The following is a 21,889-nucleotide window of genomic DNA, read 5'->3' on the forward strand; positions in this document are numbered from 1 at the left end:
TTATTTTTCCTTTGTGAGTTGTTGCAAAATATATTGACTTCTTTGTGTATCAGTTTTGAAGTTTTCCTGCAATATATTTGGGAAGAACAGCCATTTTATAACGGCAAACATAACAAATAGTTTTACAGCTATGAGAATCCAAAGGGTTTTGCCTGTTCTCATATTTACAAAACCATCATAGTACAGATAGAAAACGGATCGAAAAAAGTTTGTGATATGTGTTTTCATGGCGGAATATTATTCCAATCAGCATTAACAATTAATAAATGTAAGTTATTAATTTTATTAACTTACATAATAATAAGTCTTTTAGAGGAGTTTTTTAAATTCTGCCAAAGGAACAGGTTTGGATATCAAATAGCCTTGATAGTAGTCACATCCGTTTTCCTCTATAAAGTGAGCATGCTCGACTGTTTCTACCCCTTCGGCTATTACTGAAAAATCAAACTGTTTTGCCACATCAATAATAATTTTGACAAGCTTTTTGTCATTTTCATTCTCAAGCATATCCCGTACAAAACTTTGATCGATTTTGAGATAGTCAAACGGCAGATTTTTCAGATAGGAGAGTGAAGAGTAGCCTGTGCCAAAATCATCCATGGAAAATGCAAATCCGTGCGCTTTGATATGGAGCATTTTGTCAATGGTCTTTTCCAGATTGTTTAGCATCACAGATTCTGTAAGTTCAAGTTTGATACAGCGAGGATGTACATTGTGTTTTTTTGCACTCGCAAGCAAAAGTTCTTCAAAATTATCCTGGGAAAACTGTTTCAAGCTGATATTTACAGCAATATTTTCAAGCGTATCTTCGAGTTCTTTATACATTGCAAAAGCGTTCTCTATCACCCAACTGCCTATGTTGATGATAAGGCTGGACTGTTCTGCATACTCTATAAAAGCATCTGGAAACAGAAGCCCTTTTGTCGGGTGATTCCATCGTATCAATGCTTCGGCAGAAACAATTTTACCTGTCTTTGTCTCTACAATAGGCTGCAGGTAGAGTTCAAACTGTTTTTCCTGTATGGCAATTTTGAGTTCATTGTGTAAAAGCAGTTGCTCCTGTATCTGTCTGCTCATTGCACTGTCATAAAAAGAGGTTTTGTTTTTTCCTCCTTTTTTTGATTCATACATGGCTATATCTGCATGTTTGAGTATAGTGGTAGTATCAAGCTCTTCGGGTGTGAGTATTTTTATGCCTATACTGAGTGATATATAGAGTGTTTCATTTTCTTTGTGTATCGGTTCTTTGAGGGTTGTATGAATTTTTTCCGATAAGTACAGAGCTGTTTCATGCATCTTTGCAAGATTTGCATCAGTTTGCGAAAGGAGAATGACAAACTCATCCCCTCCGAGTCTGGCAAAAATATCTTCTGCTCTGAGAACTTTTCTGATTCTTTGTGCAAATATCTGCAATACATAATCACCGACATCATGTCCGATAGAATCATTAATATTCTTAAAGTCATCCAGATCAATGAACAGCAGGGCACCATACTCTTTTGAGCGGTGAATTTTTTTCATAAACTGCTCTAAATAGTTGCGAAAAGAGGCTCTGTTGGTTAAACCGGTCAGAGAATCATAAAAAGCCTGGTACTCCAGTTTTTTTTGATTCTGTACCTCTGTTGTAATGTCTTCGAGCATACCCAGTCCGGAAATGATATTGCCTTGGGTATCGTACATGGGAATTGCATGGAGGCGTATCCACAAATCCAAATCTGTGAGTGTTGTATGGTAAGTGCCTTCATAAGCTGCCTTTTCATTTTTGAAAACTTTTTGCAGGGGTTCTAGTATAGATTTGTCTTTGAGTGTTTTCATGTCAAGGTTGAAAAGTTTTTCCTGAGGAACCTGTATAATTTTTGCAAATGCTTTGTTCACCTGGGTCAGCACAAGATCTTTGCTGTAGGTGAAAACACCGATAGGAAGTTCTTTGAAAATTGATTCAAAATTGTTTTTTGAAACTTCGAGTGCTTTTTTTGTTGCTAAAATTTTATATTTGCTTATTAATGTTGTTACAATATTTTTATTGTATTTTGCCGAAAAAATGGAGAGCATAACCAAAAACAAAATGATAAGATAGCTTAGTGCATTAAAAGCATTCGATTTATGTGTCAAAAGAGTGTAAACAAGCGGAAGCAGCAGGACAAACAAATAACTGATACTCAGTTTTTTGAAATAAGAGAGTGTAATGACAGCACCGGCTGAAGTTCCGGAAATAATAATTATAATAAATGTCTGATGCACATGATCAGCAACTGTAAATAAAAACAAAAAACCTGCACTGGTGAGCAGAGCTGAAAAAATGGTGGAAAAATTAAAAATTGTTTGTGCTTTTTGAAGGTTTGTTTTATTATGTAAAAACTGTCTTACATAGTAGCTTCTGATTATAAGAACAGTATAAAGAGAGAGCAACCAAACAGCAAGCGGAACCCTCAGTGCTGTCTCTTGCCAAAAAAGAGCGGCAACTACGGTAACTATAAAAAGCAATGAAACAGAAGAGGCATAAGAATCCAATGCCATCAGTCGCATCAGTTCATATTTGATTTGGTTCTCTTTTTTCATAACTGATTATACAGCAACTCTTGTAAAAACAAGATTTTTCAAACTTTTTTCTTCGTCATTACTTGCAAATTCGGGCAGGTTTTCCAGTCGTTTTTCAAATGTAAAACTCGGTGCGAATTTTTCTATCATCTCTATAATGAAGTTACTTTCCAACTCAGGAGAATTCAGACATGCCAAAAGTATGCAGTTCTGGCTTGCAAGCTGCGGCAGTTTTTTTATGAGTTTTTCATAATCTTTTGTCGCTTCAAAACTGCCTCTTTGAAAGCTCGGCGGATCGATGATAATCATATCGTAAGGACCTTTTCTTTTGAGTGAAGAGAATGATTTGAGTATGTTGTATGAGAGAAAGCTCACACCTTTTGGGTCGAGATTGTTTAAAGCATGGTTTGCCATTCCTGTTTTTAGGGCACCTTTGCTCATATCGACATTGACAACACTCTTTGCACCTCCGAGCTTTGCCGCAACACTAAATGCACAGGTATAGGAAAAGAGATTTAAAATGTGTTTGCCTTTGGCATTTTCGCGTACAAAGGCACGCCCGTTCTTCATATCGGGAAAATAACCGCTGTTTTTGTTGGAGAGAAGGTTGATTTTGAGTTGCATGCCGTTTTCTGTTACATGTAAATCCTGCGGAATTTCTCCTGTAATCACTTCACTCGGTGCATCTTTAAGATATCGTCTTTGTATTACAAGTGTTGTATATCGCGTGTTACATGTAAAGGCTTTGAGCATCTCTAAAAGTTCTGTCTCATTCTTTTTTTCAAAATACAAAGCAATACTTAAAATAGTGTCAATGGAGTCTACTGTAAGATGCTTCCACTCCTCGTAAAGTCCGCCACGACCATGAAACAGGCGTTTAAACTCTTCATTACATGTAAGGGCGTTTTTCTCAAGATGCTGTTGGAGTTCTTTGAGTGTCATTTATACTTTTTCCCAAAAAGTTCCCTGCGGGGTATCCATTAGATGAACACCAAGGCTAAGAATTTTATCTCGAATCTTGTCCGAGAGCGCGAAATCTTTCTCTTTTTTTGCGCTGTCTCTTTGTTCTATGAGGGTATTTATTTTCTCTTTTGTATTGTCATCTATGCCAAACTGAAAATACTCAAAAGGATTTTGTACACCAAAGCCCAAAATTTCTTCTATGTATGCCAAATTTGCCAGAGTCTCACGCTTGAGCAGTTTGTGTTTTCCTGCAGTGTCGAGTGTTTCGTTGGCTTTACTTATCATCTCATCAATAAGGGCCAGAGCCGTTGAGACATTCATATCATCATTAAGAGATTTTAAAAGCTCTTTTTTAAAGGGTGTTTCATCATTACACGCAGACAAACCAAAAAGACGTTTTTTCAGTCTGTAGAGTTTGTCAAGACGCTTTTTGGAAGCTTCCAGATCCTGCGTGTTAAAATTAAAATTACTGCGGTAATGTGTACTTAAGAGGTAAAACCGCAATACTTCGCCGTCATACTCTTTGAGGGCATCTTTGAGAAAAAAGCTGTTGCCCAGTGATTTGCTCATCTTTTCGCCTTCAATATTGACAAATCCGTTATGCATCCAGTAGTTGGCAAGTTCATGTTTTGTGGCACACCGTGTCTGTGCCGCTTCATTTTCATGGTGGGGAAAAAGCAGGTCAGCTCCGCCTCCGTGGATGTCTATGGCAAAAGGCGTATCTTTGTAGGCCAAATGCTTTTCTATCATGGCAGAACACTCCAGATGCCAGCCCGGACGACCTGCACCAAAAGGAGAAGAAAAGGTAACACTGTTGTCCTTGACACTTTTCCACAGGGCAAAATCGGCATGATTTTTTTTGTAGCTAGAACTCGCGACCCGCTCCTGCTTGTCTTCTTCGTTTTGGCTGCGGTGTGAAAGCGTCAGATACTCACTGTCGCTTGCCGTATCAAAATAGACATCGCCATCAGGTGTTGTGTAGGCATGTCCTTTGTCTATGAGCTTTTGTATCAAATCAACCATCGCTTCAAGGTTTTGTGTTGCTTTTGGCTCCAGTGTCGGTTTTTTTACACCGATAGCTTCCATCTCTTTGTGGTATGCCTCTGTATAAAAGTCTGTAATCTCCTGTATCTCTTTTTTCTGCTCTATCGCTTTTTTGATGATTTTGTCATCTATGTCGGTAATGTTGCGTGCATAGATGACTTCATATCCGTTTGCCTCCAAAACACGCGTAAGCAAGTCAAACACAAGCGCTGATTTTGCATGTCCGAGGTGGGCATCATCATAAACGGTAGGACCACAGACATAGAGTGTGACTTTTCCTTCTTTGAGCGGAATGAATTTTCGTTTTGTTTTTTGTACAGAATCAAATATATGCACGGAGAATTTCCTTTAAATAGAGTAGTAATGCGATAAGTACAACAGAACTTACAGCCAGATAGATGAGATTTTTTGAACGAAGTATAGCAAAAAAGTTTTTTATCCCAAAAACTTTGAGGGTAAAAAAGAGACTCACATAGCCGCCGATGGTACTTGCCAGTGCCAAACCTGCCACGCCAAAAGGGCCAATAAAAGCCAAGGCAAAAGTAATGTAGGCGACAAGAGAAACAGTCGCTATTTTTGCGGCTTTTGCCTGCATCTCTTTTGCATAGAGCCAGAGAACAAAAAGTTTTTGTATGCCAAAAGGTAAAAGTCCGAGCATATACATTTGCAGTACGGCACTTGTGTTTTGGGTATCCTGGGCGTCAAAGGCACCTCTTTGAAACAAAAGCCAGATGATTTCATGAGAAAGGATGATGCCTCCAAGAGTACTGCATGTAAGCAGAAATGCCAAAAACCAGAAAGCCTTTTGCAGATTTGCAAGCGCTTTTGCTTCATCATTGTTTTTTAAATAGCGTGCGATTCTTGGAAACAGCGCAACAGATACGGCAATGGCAAAAAGTGCCAAAGGCAGTTGAAAAATGCGGTTGGCATAGTAAAGATAGGAGATAGAACCGGTGACTAAAAACGAGGCTAAAAAAGTGTCCAAAAAAGCAGAAACCTGTGCGGTAGAGTTTCCCCAGACCGCCGGAAAGAAATTTGTGCGAAATTTTTTGGTATCCTCTTTTATATTTTTAGATTTGACTCCAAAATACTTCACGCCGCCAAGAAGCAGTTTTGCCAGTCCGAGTTTGTATATGGCCAGCAGATGGACGCCGAGTTGCAACACTCCGCCAATAATGACCCCGTAACTTAAATAGTAAACAATTTCACTTTGGCTTTTGTCATGAGAGAGGTACAAAGCAGCAATGAGTGAAAGATTGAGCAGGGCGGTTGCAAATGCCGAGGTTGCAAAATGGTGTTTGTACTGCAGCATAGCACTCAAAAATGTGACAAAAAATATAAGCGGAAGGTACCAAAAATTGATGGCAACATAGGGAGCGGCGAGGGCAATGGTGTCCGCATCAAAACCTGTGGCGATTGCTTTTGTAAAAAGCTGCGGTATGAGATTGACAAGAAGGGTGAGTATAAGTATGACAGAAGTGAAAACAAGGAGTATATTGATGCTAAAGAGCGCCTTGTGTCTGCTTCGTGTAAACGCAGGTATAAAAACCTGACTGAAAGCACCTTCTGCAAAAATTCTGCGAAAAAGATTGGGGAGTTTAAAGGCGATGAAAAATATATCGCTGTATATGTTTGCACCAAGTGCGGATGCGGTTAAAAGGTCTCTGAAAAATCCCAATACACGGGAGATGAGAATTCCAAAACTGTTGGTGAAAATTGCTTTAAACATAGGCTTCTTTGTCGATATAATATAAGTTTTACATAATTTTAACAAATCTTTGGTTAAAATCTTTCATAAAAAAAATTAAAAAAAGTATGGTAATTTCATTATGGCATTATTTGGTTCTGATAAAAAGACTAAAACAGTGAGAAAAGTTCGTCCGACTGTCGTACGAACGCAAAATGTTGCAAAAGAGATTTTTAACATTGCAAAATCATACGATATAAAGCCGGAATTGCTGGATTTTAACATACTTGATATTCAGACTTATACGAGAATAAAAAAAGACAAAGAAGAGAGTGAATGGGAAGAAGTCACACCCGAAGCCCTGCGTGAACTCAACAATGAAGAGAGCTTTTTAAACCCTGACTTTCAGATTAAACAGACATATGAGGTGGAAATTTTTTCCAAAAGGCTGGATGAAGATGAACTCTGTAAAAATTTTAAAACAGCAGTTGGGGCCAATGCTACAAAGTGTAAAGTGTATCTGAGTATTGCAGCGGGATCAAGTGTTGAGTATTCTCCGAGATTCGAAGACAGTTTTTTGGATCTTATAAATAAGAAAAAAATACGGGCAGGAATTCTTGTGCATATTTTTGATGAGATGCTTCCTGATGTGGTCTCAAAAATCTCTGCACGAGTCAGAGTGGCGCAGCACCTTGAATTTTTGCAAAATGAAACACATTTGATAGCAGAAGGGATTGAGCCGACACCTACAACAAATGATGCTTTGATACTCTATTTTGAAAAAAATAAAGAGCTTGATGAAAATGAGAGAATTGATTATGCGTTAAGAGGGTTTATACAAAGTGTCAAAAAAGATGAAGTGCTTATAGAGTATATCAAACCAAAACCCGGAAAACCCGGGCGTAACTGTCGTGGCGAATATATAAAACCTGCCGAGCCTGTCGTCAAACATGAACCGACTTTTAAAGTTGACAGTACGATACGAGTCGTTGAAGATGAAAAATCAATAAAATATATTGCCAATGAAAATGGCTATATTGCTTTTGAAAACGATACTTATGTGATAAAAAATGACGTTGATGTAAGAGAAGTCAGTTTCAAAACGACAGGATCTATCAAAAGCGGTGTGGACTCTGATGTGGAGATGTCTGTAAAAGAGACAGATGCCGTCAAAGATGCTGTTGGAACAGGTATGACTGTTGAGGTAAGTAAAATAAAAATTGAAGGAAATGTCGGCTCCAATGCAAAAGTTATAGCAAAAGAGGCTACTGTAAACGGACAAACGCATAAAACTGCTGTTATCAAAGCAGACAACTTGGAAATAAATGTCCATAAGGGGAAAGCCTATGGGAAAAATATCCGGGTTACGAGACTCGAACATGGTGAAATTGACGGTGAGCAGGTAAAGGTTGCACAAGCTTTAGGTGGTATAATTCGAGGCCGGGAAATAGATATAGAAATTTGTACTTCTCATGTCAAAGCAATTGCAACAAAACGCATTGAAATTCAAAAACTTCAGGGCAGTGAAAACATTTTTACGATTGATCCTTTGTTGCAAAAAGAAGCCAAAGAAAGCCTGGACGAGAATCAGCAAAAAATAGAAAAACTGGAGCTGCAGCTCAAAGAATTACGAGAAGAATTAAAAAAACAGATGCATTTGCTCAAAGAAGCAACACCGGCTTTTATAGAAATTAAAAAAAGACTTTTGCATTACAAAAAAAACGGAGTGAAAATGCCTGCTTCTTTTGTAAAAAAATACAAACAGTTTCAGGTCATGCAGGAAAATGTAAAGAATTTAAAGACCGAAGTTTCAGTGACACAGGATGCGTTAAACCTTTTAACAACAAAAACTTCTTCTTTTCAAGAAAATATTTTTGATGCAAGGATTATAAACAGAGACAGGTGGATAGGGTACAACGAAATTAGATTTAAACTGGTTGACCCTCCTGTGGAACTGGTTTATAAACCTATGGAAGGTTCCCGTGAACAGGTTTTTGGACTCGTTGAACTGGACGAAGGCGAATATGCCATACGTCCTATAAATGAAGAGGAAATGAAATAAATATGATAGTAGGCTTACACGGAAAAATTGAATATAAAGAACCAAAATATGTACATGTAAACGTACAGGGAATTGTATATGAGGTTTTTATCTCTTTACACACATTTTCTGCTTTGCCAAAAGAAAATGTTTCTTTGTTTGCAACACACATCATTCGCGAAGATGCACAGCTGCTTTTTGGTTTTATGGATATGGCAGAGAAAAAAATGTTTTCCCGTTTGATCAAAATCAACGGCGTCGGTCCCAAGGTTGCTATGGCAATCTGTTCTACCTATACACCTTCGCAGTTTGCTGCGATTATAAATAACAAAGATGTGAACGGTGTCAAAAAGGTACCCGGAATAGGACCTAAAAGTGCCGGGCGAATTTTAGTGGAACTTAACGGTTTTGATGCTGAAATACTCGGTGACAATGCAACACCGCAGGCCTCACAGGCATTTAACGAAGCCAGTGAAGCACTGGAAGCTTTAGGCTTTAAAAAAGATAAAATAGCAAAGGCATTGAGCGCATGTGAGGGAGACGATACCGCTTCACTTGTAAAAGGTGCCCTTAAACAACTCCAAACAATTTAAAAGGAAATATCTATTGAAATTAACAATTTTATTTGGCGGTGCAAGTTTCGAGCATGAAATAAGCATTGTCAGTGCCATAACATTAAAAGAGAAATTAGCAGGTTTTGATTTGACATTTGTATTTTGTGACAGTGATCATACTTTTTATCTCATAGAACCTGCAAAAATGAAAGCAGTCACTTTTTCAAAAGGTGCATATAAAAAGATGCCTCTCCTTACACTCGCACAGGGCTCTTTTGTACAAAAAAGCATGTTTTCAAAGAGTCAATACAACAGTATCGTGTTAAATTTAATTCACGGGGCGGATGGAGAAGACGGGACAATAGCCGCACTGTTTGATTTTTACTCTGTAAAATACATCGGTCCGCGTGTGGATGCCTGTACATTCTCTTATGACAAGCGTTATACAAAATATTTGTGTGAAGCCACAGGTGTCAAATATGTCAAATATGAAGTTATTCATAAAAATGAACATTGCAATATAACGATACCGTATCCTTTTATAGTCAAACCTGCTTCTCTTGGCAGCTCAATCGGGGTAAGTGTAGTCAAAGATGAAAGTGAACTTGATTATGCACTCGATGTTGCTTTTGAATTTGATGACACACTCATTGCAGAGCCGTTTTTAGAGGGTGTCAAAGAGTATAATCTGGCAGGATATTACGCAAACGGTATGATGCATTACTCCATTGTCGAAGAACCGAAAAAAGAAGAATTTTTAGACTTTGAGAAAAAGTATATGGATTTTTCAAGAAGTGAACAGGTGCTTCAGGCGGATGTCAGTGAAGAGTTGGCACTGCGTCTGAAAACAAATTTTGAAAAAGTCTATCGTGGTTTGTTTGAAGGTGCTTTGATACGATGTGACTTTTTTGTTTTCAATGATGAAGTATTGCTCAATGAAATCAACCCTATTCCGGGTTCTATGGCAAATTATCTTTTTGAAGATTTTGCAGCCTCTCTTGAAGAACTTGCCTCCTCTTTGCCTCATTCAAAACGTCCAAAAGTGACTTATGATTATATTCACTCTATTTCTCAGGCCAAAGGCAAATAGATGGCGGTAAAGTCAATACAGTATAATCAGCATACTTTTGACATTAGTTATGAAATAGTGAATCCTCATGCCAAGATAGACCTGATAGTCTTACATGGCTGGGGAAGCAATAAAAATCTGATGAAACAGACATTTTCTCCCTATATGGACACTTTTCGCCACATCTATATAGATTTGCCGGGTTTTGGTAATTCTACATGTAATGATGCTTTAACAACTGCTGATGTAGCAAGAATTGTAGAATTGCTGATGATTTATATGAATGCTTCAAAAGATATTGTAATGGGGCACTCTTTTGGCGGAAAAGTTGCTTTGTTGCTGGAGCCGAAACTGCTTGTTTTGGTTGCAAGTGCCGGTATTTATATACCAAAGCCTTTTAAAGTACAGGCAAAAATAGCACTTTTTAAGACATTGAAAGTTCTTGGTTTGTCTAAATTCCGTTCGCTCTTTGTGGCAGATGATGCCAAGCAACTCAGCGAATACATGTATCAGACTTTTAAAAATGTGGTCAATGAAGATTTTAGTGATGAATTTTCAAGATTTGAAGAAAAAGCATTGCTTTTTTGGGGTAAAGAGGACAGTGCCACACCACTTGATTCGGGAAGAAAAATCCAAGAGCTTATCAATGATTCTGCTTTGGAAGTATATAATGGCGATCATTATTTTTTTATGAAAAATGCAGAGGATATTTCTTTAAAAATTCAAACTGCGTTTTTAGAAACAATGCAACACTAAAAGGGAGTATGCAATGCAAGAGTATGAAACACTGCTGGCCTTTGTAACCAATGTTCTTTTTGTCACACTTTTAGGCTGGTACCTTATTACAAACCTGCAGTGGTATGATTATAAAATTGAGAGAGTGATTTTCAGACATCACAAACCGCATTGGCATATTTTGTATTTTATTATTCCTTTTATCGCCTATTACACAACAGGGAAGTTCTTTATTATATTTTTTATATTTGCTTTTGTCCCGAGTATTATTATCTGGTATAAAAAGCTTGATAAAAAGCTGGTTCTGACATGGCGTGTCAAAAGATTTTTGATTCTTTTGGTTTCTCTGACACTCTTTCAGGATGTACTGTGTACGCTTAAAGAGGGCTGTGCAACATACGGTGTTTTTATGCCTTTGGCACTTGCCTATATCGGCAGTTATATAATAGAGAAGTTTCTTTTCAAAGTCTATATGAAAGAGGCGAAGAAAAAGTTGCAATCTATGAAGGATTTAGAGATTGTCTGCATTACCGGTAGTTACGGCAAAACAAGTATCAAAAACTTTACAGCCAAGATTCTCTCGTATAAATTTAATGTCTATGCAACACCAAGAAGTGTAAACACTTTAGGCGGAATTGTTGCGGATATAAACAATAATCTTTCTGAAGATACACAGATATATGTATGTGAAGCAGGCGCAAGAGAGCGCGGAGACATTTATGAAATTACAACTTTTCTGGAACCGCAGAGAGTTGTGGTCGGGCGTGTGGGTGAGGCACATATAGAGTATTTTAAATCTTTGAAAAATATTATCGCTACAAAACTCGAAATTATTAAATCACCAAGGTTGGAACAGGCATTTATTCATACCTCTGTGACAGATGAACCGCATGAAAAGGTGACTTTTTTCGGTGATGAGATAAAAAACGTACAGGCAACGCTCGAAGGTACTGATTTTGAACTTGAATCAGATGGGAGAACTTTACAACTGCATACAGATATTCTGGGTGCTTTTCAGACGATGAATATTGCCGTAGCGGTAAGAATAGCAAAAAGTTTTGGAATGAGTGATGAAGAGATAGTTGAGGCTGTCAAAAACCTCGAACCGGTTGAGCATAGACTCCAACTCATAAAAGCCGGTGGAAAAATCATTCTTGATGACGGATATAACGGAAATATTGACGGTATGCTTGAGGGTATACGTTTGTGTTCACTGCATGAGGGCAGAAAAGTCATCGTTACACCGGGACTTGTTGAAAGTACGGATGAATTGAATCTGCAGCTGATTGAAGCAATCAACAAAGTCTTTGACATAGTGATTGTTACCGGCTCCTTAAATGCAGATCTTTTTGACAGGCATTTACATGTAAAGAACAAAATAATACTCAAAGACAAAGCATCAATGGTTGACATTTTGGCCAGTCAGACAAAATCAGGCGACATCATACTCTTTGCCAATGATGCACCGAATTTTATATAGGATTTTTGTATGTTAAATGCTGTCGATAAATTTATGAAGTATATATCTTATTTGACTGCAGTGATTCTGGCATTACTGGTTGTTTTGGTTGTATTTGATGCAACAAGCCGCTATCTTTTTTCTCACGGTTCTACGGCACTGCAGGAGTTGGAGTGGCATTTTTTTGATGTGGTTATTTTACTCAGTATTGCCTTTGCTCTGCGTCATAATGCCCATGTCCGTGTTGATATTTTTTATGAAAAATTTTCGCCAAAGACACAGGCCCTCATAATATTGTCTCGGCTCTCTTTTTTGTACTCCCTCTTTCAATTTTGATTATTTATATAGGAATAGGATTTGTAGAGATGAGCTTTGTGCAGCATGAAGCCTCTTCAGATCCGGGCGGTTTGCAATACCGTTGGATTGTCAAATCTTTGATGCCGTTTGCTTTTGTTCTTTTGGTGTTGCAGGCACTCAAAGAGCTTGTAAGCGATATTGAAAAATGGAAATCACTCTAATGGCATTTGTAATGTTTGGTGTGGCGCTTGCACTTTTACTTTGGGGAATCCCTGTTGCCTTTGCCTTTGGCGGTGTGGCAATGTTTTTTGCCTTTTTCATTCCTTCTTTGGGATTTGATGTTTTTAATATACTGCCTTTTAGAATTTACGGCATTATGAGCAATACAACGCTTATGGCAGTGCCGCTTTTTATTATGATGGGACTGATTCTCGAAAAGTCAGGTATGGCGGAAAAGCTGCTGATTTCGATGAGTGCGCTTTTTAAAAGTGTTCGCGGCGGTTTGGGTGTAAGCGTTGTTCTGGTCGGCGCACTTTTGGCAGCTTCTACGGGAATAGTTTCGGCTTCTGTGGTGATGATGAGCGTGATCGCTCTGCCTTTGATGCTCAGTGCCGGGTACAACAAAGGTCTGGCATCCGGAACTATAGCGGCAAGCGGAACGCTTGGACAGATTATACCGCCTTCGATTATTCTTATCGTGCTGGGAGATGTGATGAGCGTCAGTGTCGGTGATTTGTTCAAAGGTGCGGTTTTGCCGGGACTGACACTTGTTTCACTCTATATAGCCTATATTCTCATTCGTGCTTTCGTGAACAAAGAAGATGCCCCGGCACTGATGAGCGATGAAAAAACAACGCTGACTGATGTTGTAACTGCCATTATCCCACCGCTTTTGTTGATGTTTGCCGTTCTTGGAAGTATATTTGCAGGTATCGCCTCTCCGACAGAATCAGCGGCTTTTGGCGTACTCGGTGGCGTCATTTTATCGGCATATAACAAAACACTTAAGTTTGCAATGATAAAATATGCTCTGTTTGAGACGATGAAGCTCAGCGGTATGATTTTTATGATTTTAATCGGTGCGACAACTTTTAGTCTTGTTTTTAACGAACTCGGCGGAACTGATTTGATTTTGGAATTTTTCTCGCAAGACATAGGAAATGTTTGGGTATTTATAGCTGTGGCAATGCTGAGTATTTTTATACTCGGATTTTTTATAGATTTTATAGAAATAAGTTTCATTATTGTACCTATTTTAGTCCCTGTTATGGCTGCTTTTGGAATAGATCCCATCTGGTTTGGCGTGTTAATAGCCATGAATTTGCAGGCATCATTTTTAACACCGCCGTTTGGACTTTCGCTTTTCTTTTTAAAAGGGGCAGCAGGCAACAGTGTTACAACGATGGATATTTACAAAGGTATTATCCCTTTTATCGCTTTGCAGTTGTTAGGTCTGGGGCTTGTCGTGGCTTTTCCTGATCTGGTTTTTGCATTTTTGTAATGCTGTCGCCATCAGTCGGCACTAAAGTACCGATTCCTAGAGAGTCTGTATTTTTTTCGGAACCCGTACTTCACTGCGGGCTGAGAGTGGCAAGAAAGTAGCAATAGTCGGCACTGAAGTACCGATTCCGGGTGAGTCTGTGTTTTTTTTTCGGAACCCGTACTTCAGTGCGGGCTGAGAGTGGCAAGAAAGTAGCAATAGTCGGCACTGAAGTACTGATTCCGGGTGAGTCTGTGCTTTTTTCGGAACCCGTACTTCAGTGCGGGCTTTAGGCTGGTTTTATTACTGTTGCCATAGCAATTTATAATTTTTGAAGGAGAATGAATGGAAGATATTTTATATGCTCCCTGGCGGGATGAATATGTTACACAGGAAAAAATAAAAGGGTGTGTTTTTTGCCATATCAGTACACACCCGCAAGAGGATGCGTCTTTACATGTACTCTACAGAAATGAACACTGTTTTATGGTGATGAACAAATATCCTTATACTCCGGGGCATTTTATGATTATCCCCCATATGCATACGGACAAACTTGAAGAGCTGCCGAGTGAAGTTTGGCTGAATATGTCAAAACTTGCACAGCAGAGTGTCAAACTGCTCAAAGAAGGATTAGGTGCAAACGGCGTAAATATCGGTATGAATTTGGGCAAGGCAGCGGGTGCCGGAATAGCCGAGCATATTCATATGCATCTTGTTCCAAGATGGGAGCGAGATACGAACTTTATCACTGCTGTTGCTCATACAAGAGTCTACTCAACAGATTTTGAAAGGATTTACAAAAAAATCAAAAGTTTCATTCCAAAGTATATAGATATTAAATAAAATTTGATGTATACTAAAAGAAAAAGTAAGGATTGAAAATGTCAGATGCAGTTATACAGGAATTGGCGGAAAGAAAGGCTGAAATAGAAAAAGAGTTGGAATTACTGTTTAAAATGAATATGAAAATAACAGACTGGGATGTTCCTGAAGCGGATGATACAGAGGCGGCAGATATTATTTTAAATATTATGGAAAAAAAGATTCAACAGCTTAGAGAAGATGTAAAAGCCGGAAAATACGAAAATTATTAATTACAAAGGAAAAAGAAATGAGCGCACATAAACACAAAGAACATTTAGAAAAAATCAAAGATGCAGTTGTCAACAGTGACAAGCTGGATGAGAGCCAAAAAAGTGACAGTGTCAAAAGAATTGAAGAGTGGATAGAAGAGGATAAAGCATTTGGAACGCTTATGGAAGAGCTTCTGAATATCAGTGAATATTTTGAAGTTTTATTTGCAGAATTAGGTTTGAGTAAATAATTTTTTATGACGCAGTTTTTAAGAATCATTGTCATAGCTGTATTGTTAATTACAGTTTTTTTGACAGGAAGCTATCTTTATGTGACCAATAAAGTAGAGACTTTAAAAAATGAAAAGTATTTTGAAGTCAGTAAAGATATGAAAAATGAACTGCAGAGTCTGATTAAAGAAAAATCTGAGGCGATTTTGCTGGTGACTTTGGCACTTTCTGCAAATCAGAATATAAAAAATGCGTTAGAACAGAAAAATCACAGCAGTCTTTATCTTGATAATTTAATTACAACTCTGCAACGCTACTCCTCTTTAAAAAATATCTGGATACAGTTTATCGCACCCGACGGGAGAAGTATTTACAGAAGCTGGAGTGACAAAAGAGGAGATGATCTCTCTTTTGTGCGACAGGATGTAAAGCAGGCTATTCATGATCCTAAAGTTATCTCCACCGTCAGTACCGGAAAATTTGATATGACTTTTAAAGCAATGGTGCCGATCTATGAAAGAGGCAAGTTCATAGGTATTGTTGAGACTATCGCAAAATTTGACTCCATAAGTGAAAAAATGAAACGCAGTGGCAATGATCTGCTGATAGTTGTTGACAAAAGTTATAAAAAGCAGTTGAGTGAAGCCTATTCAAATACTTTTGTTGAAAATTATTATATAGTCAATCCCTTTAAGAGCAACAGGCTGCTTGAAATAGTCAAAAGTTCGTCAATTACAAAATACCTTGATATTCCTGAATATAGAGTAGACAAAGAGCATTCTCTTTTGATTACAACCTTCCGGTTGCCGGATTTGAATGCAAAATCCATGGGCTATTTTATCATTGCAAAAGATTTGAGACTGATTGATCTTTCAGATATTGAACAGGCTAAAAACAGTATTTTGGAAGTAACACTGCTCATTTTTTTATTGATCATTGTGCTCTTGTATTATGCTTATAATGTAAATTACAAACGCTTTATAGAAGAACAAAATGAGATACTCGAACAAAGTGTAGAGGAAAAAACCAAAGAGCTGGAACTGCAGTCAAATGTTTTGCGATTTATTGCGCATCATGACCATTTGACAGAACTGCCAAACAAAGTGTTACTTTTAGACAGAATTGAAGAGGCTATAAAACACTACAAAGCAACCGGCGAACAGTTGAGTATATTTTTCTTAGACTTAGACAGCTTTAAAGATGTCAATGACACCTACGGACATGAAGTAGGCGATGAATTGCTGTTAGAAATTACCAAAAGGCTGCAAAAGTGTATAAAAAATGATGATACTCTGGCACGGCTTGGCGGAGATGAGTTTGCCATATTGCACAGAAATACAACTCATTTCAGTACAATAAATCTGATTGAATCTATCTTGATTCAGATGAAAAAACCGTTTAATATAAAAAATATAGAAATATATACTACATTCAGTATTGGTGTAGCCCTGTATCCTCAAGATGCCAAAAAAGCGAGCCAGCTTTTACGCAATGCCGAAACTGCCATGTATAAAGCAAAAGACAGCGGTAAGAACACTTATCAGTTTTATGAGAAAAAAATGACAGAGATGACACTGCAGAAAATTCAACTCGATGCAGATATACGCAAAGCCTTGAAAAACAGAGAATTTGTAAGTTATTTTCAACCGAAAATAGATGCAAGAAACGGAAAAATTGTAGGATTAGAAGCATTGATTCGTTGGATACACCCGCAAAAAGGTTTGATTAATCCAAATGATTTTATCCCGTTTTGTGAAGAAACAGGCTTAATTCTCGAAATTGACAAATACATGCTGACGCACTCAATAAAACAGATACTGAAATGGCAGCAAAAGGGTCTTGAATTTGGAAAGGTTTCTGTAAATGTGTCTACTAAAAAGATAGAAAGCGGTAATTATATTGAAGAGCTTGCTTATACTGTTGAGCGTTTGCAGTTTGATACAGCTCTTTTGGAACTTGAAATTCTTGAAGGTCAGATTATGAAAGATCCTCAAAAATCTATAGATATTTTAAATAAAATACAAAACTTGGGTATTTCCGTTTCTATAGATGATTTTGGCACAGGATATTCATCATTGTCCTATCTGAAAAAACTGCCGGTAAACAAAATCAAGATAGACCGTAGTTTTATTACAGATGTTCCAAAAAACAAAGATGATGTTGCAATTGTCAAAACAATTATATCTTTGGCAAAAAATTTAGGCTTGCAAATAATAGCTGAAGGTGTTGAAACTAAAGAACAACTGGACTTTTTAGTACAAGAGGGATGTTATGACATTCAAGGGTATTTTTTCTCCAAGCCGTTACCTGTAGATGAATGTGAAGCATTTATAATTGCAAAAAACAAAGGAGTATAGTATTTCTATGCAAATGATTGTAGACTCTTTGAGACACAAGGGTAAAATATTTAAAAAGATGCAGGAGATTTCTCCAAAAGATTTGGGTATAAGAAATAAGATAAAAATTTATAAGGCAACAGATATACGCGGATATTTTTGGGCAATTTTTGCTGTGAGCCAAAAGAGCAGAATATTGATGAAAGATGTGCATAAATTTGAAGAGATTTATGCAAAGTTGACACTCTACTGTGAACACAATTTTAAACATAAGATTTTGTTTATAGATGCACCCTTATGCTCAAAAGCCCAAAAAGCTTTTAAAGAAGCAGGATGGAAAATCCAATAATGCTTTTGTGTGATATAGGCAACACTTCCTATCATTTTTATGATGAAAACAGAGACTATAAAGAACATGTAAAGAGTTTTGACCCCTCCTGTATAAAAGAAAAAGTCTATTATATTTGTGTGAACAAGGCTCTGCATGTAAACTTGCGGTCTTTGTCAAACTGGATAGATTTATCTGAATATATTGATAAAAAAAAATATTATCAGACTATGGGAATTGACAGAATTTTTGCCGTAGAGTCTGTTTCCGACGGTATTATTATTGATGCGGGGAGTGCTGTGACTGTTGATGTTGTAAAAAACGGACAATTCATGGGCGGTTTTATTTACCCGGGAATTAAAGCAATGCAAAAAACCTATGAGAATATTTCTCCTGCGCTGGCATATTCATTTAACTTTGAGTGTGACTTGGATATAATGCCAAAAAATTCACAAGATGCCATAAGTTACGGATATTTAAAAACACTCTATAGTGAAGTAATGTCCCATAACCTGCCGGTCATCTTGACAGGTGGCGATGCCTTGGAATTTAAAAAGATATTTAGAGATGCAAAAGTCGATGAAAAACTGATTTTCAACTCTATGAAAAAGATTATATTACAGAATGAGGATAGACTATGCTAACAGTTGCACTGCCAAAAGGTCGTATAGCCAAAGAAACTTTGGAAATTTTTGAAACTATTTTTGGTGACAGTTTTAAATTTGATGACAGAAAACTAATTCTTGAGACGCCGAAATTTCGTTTTTTACTTGTGCGTAATCAAGATGTGGCAACCTATGTATACCATCAGGCAGCTGATATTGGGGTTGTCGGGCTTGATACCCTGGAAGAACAGGGACTTGATGTTGTCCGTCTGCTCGATTTGCGTCGTGGCATTTGTAAAGTGGCGATAGGCATGAGAAAGGGTGAAAAGTTTGATTTGACAAAACCTGAGCTTAAAGTAGCCTCCAAAATGGTCAACATTACAAAGCGTTACTTTGAAGAACGGGCTGTAAGTGTAGAAATTATAAAGCTTTACGGTTCTATAGAACTTGCCCCGTTAATCGGTCTTGCAGATATGATAGTAGATATTGTTGAAACGGGAACGACTATGAAACAAAACGGCTTGGAAGTTGTGCAGGACATTATGACAAGTTCGACCTATTTAATAGCAAACAAGAACAGTTATATTGCCAAAAAAGATGAAGTTTTGGATATTTACGAAAAAATTAATGAAGTTATAAAAGCAGAAAATGACTAATCTTGATCTTTATGCCAAGGCAGAACATCTTTTAGGTATAGAAGAGGCTACAGAGGCACTCTATGATTTATACCGCTCGGAACTGGATGAATATAGTGTAAAAACACTGCTGGATGTTGGATGCGGTCGTGGCGGATTTATGCAGCGAATGAGTAGCGACGGTGTTACATGTAAAGGCATTGATTTGAGTGCTGTAATGGTTGCTGAATGTAAAGAGCGGGGATTTGACGCCGAGTGCATTGATATAAAAGAGGTTGATGGCAAATTTGATGCCATTGTAAGTATTTTTGATGTTTTAAATTTTATGGACAGAGAGAGTCTTCTTTCTTTTTTGGAATCGGTTGCGGACAAACTCAATGATGAGGGTGTTTTTATCGCTGATATCAATACGCTTTATGGTTTCAGTGATGTGGCTGAAGGGACGATGAGCAGTGAAAACGAGAAAGAGTTTTTAAATGTCGATGCCATATTTCAAAACAATGAACTGCATACAAAATTCACACTTTTTAAAAAAAAAGAAGATGGATGTTATACAAAACAGCAAGATATAATTGTGCAGTACTTTCATAAAATACAGATATTTCAAAAACTTTCAAAACTCAAACTTGTAGAAAAACAGACTTTTTCTCTTTATGATACACAAGACAAAACACTGCTTATCTTTAAAAAAAGAACAGAGTAGCAAAGAAGGAGGAAAAGCAGAGTACCGATTCCGGAATATTTCGGAACCCTCGGACTCCAGTCTTGATGCATTAGGTTGGGAAAAAGCATATTATTTTCTGGAATCCATCCTTTAGGGTGGGCTGAGAGTGACAAGGATGTAACAACAGTCGGCACTAAAGTACCGATTCCGGAATATTTTGGAACCCGGACTTTCTGTGTTAAAGCATGACTTAGAAAAAAATGCAAACTAAGTAGCAAAAGTTTCTCTGTCTGCATGTTATAATAGCACTATAAATAAAAAAGAAAAGGATTTACCCATGAGTAAACACAAAGCAAAAATAGAAAAAGTATTTGAGCATCCGCTTTCATCTAATATTGATTATAAAAAACTAATACATGCTTTAGAACATTATGGTGCAAAAACAGAGATGACAAAAAATCATCATGTAAAAATATTTTTAAATGACAAAGAGTATGTTATGCCTCTTCCTCATCAAGATACAAATATTTCAAAAGAGATAGTGGTAGAACTGCGTCATTTTTTAGAGAGTGCAGGGCTGACTCCAGAAAAGCTGTAATCAGCAGAAGAGGGGGAGGAGGAAAGAGTATTTTTACTCTTCCTCTTCTTTTGTGTTTTCTTCCTGTACAGGCTTCATAGCAGGGAACAGTAAAACATCTCTTATGCTGTGCTCATTTGTCAGCAACATTACAAGTCTGTCTATTCCTATTCCCTGTCCCGCTGTTGGTGCCATGCCATAGCTGAGTGCTTCAACAAAATCACTGTCCATTTCATGGGCTTCATCATCTCCGCTCTCCTTTGCAGCCATCTGTCCTTCAAAACGTGCAAGTTGGTCTATTGGGTCATTTAACTCACTGAAAGCATTGGCAATTTCACGGCCTGCTATAAAGAGTTCAAACCTCTCTGTAATTTCAGGATGTGCATCACTTCTGCGAGCAAGCGGAGAAATTTCAACAGGATACTCTGTAATAAAAGTAGGGTCTATCAGTTTTTTCTCAACAAACTCATCAAAAAGTTCACCCTGAAGCTGCCCCAAATTCATTCCGGGTTTAACCGTAATACCTTTTTCATTCAAATAGGCAATGATTTTTTCTTTGTCTTTTGTAACATCTGCAGGAACTCCGCCAATCGTTGTTAAAGACTCTATAAGAGGAATCTCCTGGAAGTTTGCAAAATTGACTTCCAAATCACCGTAAGGCAAGAGTGTCGGCAGATTTAAATGTTCAAAAAGGTACTGGAAGTACTCTTTTGTGATTTCGATTAAATCTTTGTATGTTTTGTATGCCCAGTAAAACTCTATAGAGGTGAATTCAGGGTTATGTGTTGCATCCATCCCCTCATTTCTAAAGTTACGGTTGATTTCAAAAACGGCTTCAAAACCGCCGACAATGAGCCTTTTAAGGTAAAGTTCCGGTGCAATTCTGAGGTATCTGTCAACACCGAGTGCATTATGATGTGTAACAAAAGGTTTGGCATTGGCCCCGCCGGCAATAGGATGCATCATAGGTGTTTCCACTTCCAAAAAACCTTTGTCCTCAAAGAAACGGCGTGTCAAAGAGATAACGCGGGAACGGATTTGAAAAGTTTTTCTGACTTCCGCATTCATAATCAGATCAAGATAGCGTTTTCTGTAACGAATCTCTTTGTCAGTAATACCGTGAAATTTTTCAGGAAGCGGTGAGATGGCTTTTGTCAGGAGTTTGAAACTGTCTACATGCAAAGAGAGTTCTCCCTGTCCTGTTACAAAAGGAAAACCGCCGACTTCAATGATATCTCCGACTTCTATGTTTTTTTTAAACATAGTGTTGTAGAAACCCTCAGGAAGATTGTCGCGTGTAATATAAACCTGTAGCATACCGCTTTCATCTTCAATCTTTACAAAACTTGCTTTTCCCATAATACGAAGAAACTTTATACGCCCGCTTACAATGTAGTGACGCTTTTCGTCACGTTTGTTTTCCATCTCGGCCACATCAGAGTTGACATTCAAATATTTTTCGATAGTTGTATTTCTTTGTGAATCATTTGCATAAGGATTGTACCCTGCATCTTTTAATGCATTTGCTTTTTCTATTCTTTGCTGTATGTATTTATTTTCAAAAATCAAT

The 21,889-nt window shown here is 37.6% G+C and carries 23 protein-coding genes; 17 read left to right on the forward strand and 6 right to left on the reverse strand.

Translation table 11 applies throughout. The features are described from left to right. The 5 genes from MLC44_RS05000 to murJ all read right to left on the reverse strand — a co-directional run bounded on the left by MLC44_RS05000 (position 1) and on the right by murJ (position 6,274). Entirely contained in the window at positions 1-228 is a 228-nt protein-coding gene (locus MLC44_RS05000) for a DUF4492 domain-containing protein (protein WP_346388580.1), read from the reverse strand. A gap of 81 nt (positions 229-309) precedes the next feature. Beyond that, positions 310-2,559 (reverse strand): EAL domain-containing protein, encoded by a 2,250-nt coding sequence (locus MLC44_RS05005; protein ID WP_434658693.1) that lies wholly within the window; start codon positions 2,557-2,559, stop codon positions 310-312. Between the two features lie 6 nt (positions 2,560-2,565). Further along, positions 2,566-3,480, reverse strand: coding sequence for a class I SAM-dependent methyltransferase (locus MLC44_RS05010; protein WP_346388582.1), 915 nt, complete (start codon positions 3,478-3,480; stop codon positions 2,566-2,568). Further along, positions 3,481-4,881, reverse strand: coding sequence for a cysteine--tRNA ligase (gene cysS, locus MLC44_RS05015; RefSeq protein WP_434658694.1), 1,401 nt, complete (start codon positions 4,879-4,881; stop codon positions 3,481-3,483). Further along, entirely contained in the window at positions 4,868-6,274 is a 1,407-nt protein-coding gene (gene murJ, locus MLC44_RS05020; RefSeq protein ID WP_434658696.1) for a murein biosynthesis integral membrane protein MurJ, read from the reverse strand. The genes cysS and murJ overlap by 14 nt, the downstream gene beginning before the upstream one ends. Before the next feature lie 100 nt (positions 6,275-6,374). On the opposite strand from murJ, the gene MLC44_RS05025 reads away from it, so the two are divergent. From MLC44_RS05025 to MLC44_RS05105, 17 genes are all read left to right on the forward strand, one after another. Beyond that, on the forward strand, positions 6,375-8,294 hold the full coding sequence (locus MLC44_RS05025; protein WP_434658697.1) for a flagellar assembly protein A: 1,920 nt from the start codon (positions 6,375-6,377) through the stop codon (positions 8,292-8,294). A 2-nt stretch (positions 8,295-8,296) separates the two neighbouring features. Further along, positions 8,297-8,866, forward strand: a complete 570-nt coding sequence (gene ruvA / locus MLC44_RS05030) for a Holliday junction branch migration protein RuvA (RefSeq protein WP_151900647.1) — start codon at positions 8,297-8,299, stop codon at positions 8,864-8,866. 13 nt (positions 8,867-8,879) lie between these two features. After that, positions 8,880-9,917 (forward strand): D-alanine--D-alanine ligase, encoded by a 1,038-nt coding sequence (locus tag MLC44_RS05035; RefSeq protein WP_418641249.1) that lies wholly within the window; start codon positions 8,880-8,882, stop codon positions 9,915-9,917. After that, positions 9,918-10,652, forward strand: coding sequence for an alpha/beta fold hydrolase (locus MLC44_RS05040; protein WP_434658699.1), 735 nt, complete (start codon positions 9,918-9,920; stop codon positions 10,650-10,652). 13 nt (positions 10,653-10,665) lie between these two features. Continuing rightward, a complete protein-coding gene (locus MLC44_RS05045; protein ID WP_434658700.1) occupies positions 10,666-12,111 on the forward strand; it encodes a Mur ligase family protein in 1,446 nt (481 codons plus the stop codon). Positions 12,112-12,120: 9 nt separating this feature from the next. Next, positions 12,121-12,426 (forward strand): TRAP transporter small permease subunit, encoded by a 306-nt coding sequence (locus MLC44_RS05050; RefSeq protein WP_434658702.1) that lies wholly within the window; start codon positions 12,121-12,123, stop codon positions 12,424-12,426. A 29-nt stretch (positions 12,427-12,455) separates the two neighbouring features. Next, the gene (locus MLC44_RS05055; protein ID WP_434658704.1) at positions 12,456-12,608 is read left to right on the forward strand and encodes a hypothetical protein; all 153 of its coding nucleotides are present in this window, start codon (positions 12,456-12,458) and stop codon (positions 12,606-12,608) included. Then, positions 12,608-13,888, forward strand: coding sequence for a TRAP transporter large permease (locus MLC44_RS05060; RefSeq protein ID WP_434658706.1), 1,281 nt, complete (start codon positions 12,608-12,610; stop codon positions 13,886-13,888). Before MLC44_RS05055 ends, MLC44_RS05060 begins: the two co-directional genes overlap by 1 nt. Before the next feature lie 324 nt (positions 13,889-14,212). Continuing rightward, positions 14,213-14,713 (forward strand): HIT family protein, encoded by a 501-nt coding sequence (locus tag MLC44_RS05065; RefSeq protein ID WP_151900641.1) that lies wholly within the window; start codon positions 14,213-14,215, stop codon positions 14,711-14,713. Between the two features lie 38 nt (positions 14,714-14,751). Continuing rightward, complete coding sequence (locus MLC44_RS05070; RefSeq protein WP_151900640.1) at positions 14,752-14,964, forward strand: hypothetical protein; 213 nt, start codon at positions 14,752-14,754, stop codon at positions 14,962-14,964. A gap of 17 nt (positions 14,965-14,981) precedes the next feature. Continuing rightward, on the forward strand, positions 14,982-15,194 hold the full coding sequence (locus tag MLC44_RS05075; RefSeq protein ID WP_151900639.1) for a hypothetical protein: 213 nt from the start codon (positions 14,982-14,984) through the stop codon (positions 15,192-15,194). A gap of 6 nt (positions 15,195-15,200) precedes the next feature. Then, the gene (locus MLC44_RS05080; protein WP_434658708.1) at positions 15,201-17,531 is read left to right on the forward strand and encodes an EAL domain-containing protein; all 2,331 of its coding nucleotides are present in this window, start codon (positions 15,201-15,203) and stop codon (positions 17,529-17,531) included. 7 nt (positions 17,532-17,538) lie between these two features. After that, positions 17,539-17,859 (forward strand): hypothetical protein, encoded by a 321-nt coding sequence (locus MLC44_RS05085; protein ID WP_151900637.1) that lies wholly within the window; start codon positions 17,539-17,541, stop codon positions 17,857-17,859. Then, positions 17,844-18,482, forward strand: a complete 639-nt coding sequence (locus tag MLC44_RS05090) for a type III pantothenate kinase (RefSeq protein ID WP_418641255.1) — start codon at positions 17,844-17,846, stop codon at positions 18,480-18,482. The genes MLC44_RS05085 and MLC44_RS05090 overlap by 16 nt, the downstream gene beginning before the upstream one ends. Next, a complete protein-coding gene (hisG, locus tag MLC44_RS05095; protein ID WP_193151590.1) occupies positions 18,476-19,099 on the forward strand; it encodes an ATP phosphoribosyltransferase in 624 nt (207 codons plus the stop codon). Before MLC44_RS05090 ends, hisG begins: the two co-directional genes overlap by 7 nt. After that, positions 19,092-19,781 (forward strand): SAM-dependent methyltransferase, encoded by a 690-nt coding sequence (locus MLC44_RS05100; protein ID WP_434658709.1) that lies wholly within the window; start codon positions 19,092-19,094, stop codon positions 19,779-19,781. Before hisG ends, MLC44_RS05100 begins: the two co-directional genes overlap by 8 nt. A 298-nt stretch (positions 19,782-20,079) precedes the next feature. Further along, a complete protein-coding gene (locus MLC44_RS05105; protein WP_346388592.1) occupies positions 20,080-20,340 on the forward strand; it encodes a hypothetical protein in 261 nt (86 codons plus the stop codon). Positions 20,341-20,373: 33 nt separating this feature from the next. On the opposite strand, the gene lysS is transcribed toward MLC44_RS05105, so the two are convergent. Further along, a complete protein-coding gene (gene lysS / locus MLC44_RS05110) occupies positions 20,374-21,888 on the reverse strand; it encodes a lysine--tRNA ligase (protein ID WP_151900632.1) in 1,515 nt (504 codons plus the stop codon). Between the last annotated feature and the right edge of the window lies 1 nt (position 21,889).

The sequence above is a fragment of the Sulfurimonas sp. NW9 genome, assembly GCF_051132275.1.
Lineage (GTDB): Bacteria > Campylobacterota > Campylobacteria > Campylobacterales > Sulfurimonadaceae > Sulfurimonas > Sulfurimonas hydrogeniphila.

Coding starts and splice junctions, on each gene's coding strand:
- MLC44_RS05060 (WP_434658706.1), top strand. CDS start 12,608: ATGGCATTTGTAATGTTTGGTGTGGCGCTTGCACTTTTACTTTGGGGA.
- MLC44_RS05080 (WP_434658708.1), top strand. CDS start 15,201: ATGACGCAGTTTTTAAGAATCATTGTCATAGCTGTATTGTTAATTACA.
- MLC44_RS05055 (WP_434658704.1), top strand. CDS start 12,456: ATGAGCTTTGTGCAGCATGAAGCCTCTTCAGATCCGGGCGGTTTGCAA.
- MLC44_RS05005 (WP_434658693.1), bottom strand. CDS start 2,559: ATGAAAAAAGAGAACCAAATCAAATATGAACTGATGCGACTGATGGCA.
- MLC44_RS05090 (WP_418641255.1), top strand. CDS start 17,844: ATGGAAAATCCAATAATGCTTTTGTGTGATATAGGCAACACTTCCTAT.
- MLC44_RS05070 (WP_151900640.1), top strand. CDS start 14,752: ATGTCAGATGCAGTTATACAGGAATTGGCGGAAAGAAAGGCTGAAATA.
- murJ (WP_434658696.1), bottom strand. CDS start 6,274: ATGTTTAAAGCAATTTTCACCAACAGTTTTGGAATTCTCATCTCCCGT.
- MLC44_RS05000 (WP_346388580.1), bottom strand. CDS start 228: ATGAAAACACATATCACAAACTTTTTTCGATCCGTTTTCTATCTGTAC.
- MLC44_RS05025 (WP_434658697.1), top strand. CDS start 6,375: ATGGCATTATTTGGTTCTGATAAAAAGACTAAAACAGTGAGAAAAGTT.
- MLC44_RS05065 (WP_151900641.1), top strand. CDS start 14,213: ATGGAAGATATTTTATATGCTCCCTGGCGGGATGAATATGTTACACAG.
- MLC44_RS05100 (WP_434658709.1), top strand. CDS start 19,092: ATGACTAATCTTGATCTTTATGCCAAGGCAGAACATCTTTTAGGTATA.
- ruvA (WP_151900647.1), top strand. CDS start 8,297: ATGATAGTAGGCTTACACGGAAAAATTGAATATAAAGAACCAAAATAT.
- hisG (WP_193151590.1), top strand. CDS start 18,476: ATGCTAACAGTTGCACTGCCAAAAGGTCGTATAGCCAAAGAAACTTTG.
- MLC44_RS05085 (WP_151900637.1), top strand. CDS start 17,539: ATGCAAATGATTGTAGACTCTTTGAGACACAAGGGTAAAATATTTAAA.
- MLC44_RS05045 (WP_434658700.1), top strand. CDS start 10,666: ATGCAAGAGTATGAAACACTGCTGGCCTTTGTAACCAATGTTCTTTTT.
- MLC44_RS05050 (WP_434658702.1), top strand. CDS start 12,121: ATGTTAAATGCTGTCGATAAATTTATGAAGTATATATCTTATTTGACT.
- MLC44_RS05040 (WP_434658699.1), top strand. CDS start 9,918: ATGGCGGTAAAGTCAATACAGTATAATCAGCATACTTTTGACATTAGT.
- MLC44_RS05010 (WP_346388582.1), bottom strand. CDS start 3,480: ATGACACTCAAAGAACTCCAACAGCATCTTGAGAAAAACGCCCTTACA.
- MLC44_RS05075 (WP_151900639.1), top strand. CDS start 14,982: ATGAGCGCACATAAACACAAAGAACATTTAGAAAAAATCAAAGATGCA.
- MLC44_RS05105 (WP_346388592.1), top strand. CDS start 20,080: ATGAGTAAACACAAAGCAAAAATAGAAAAAGTATTTGAGCATCCGCTT.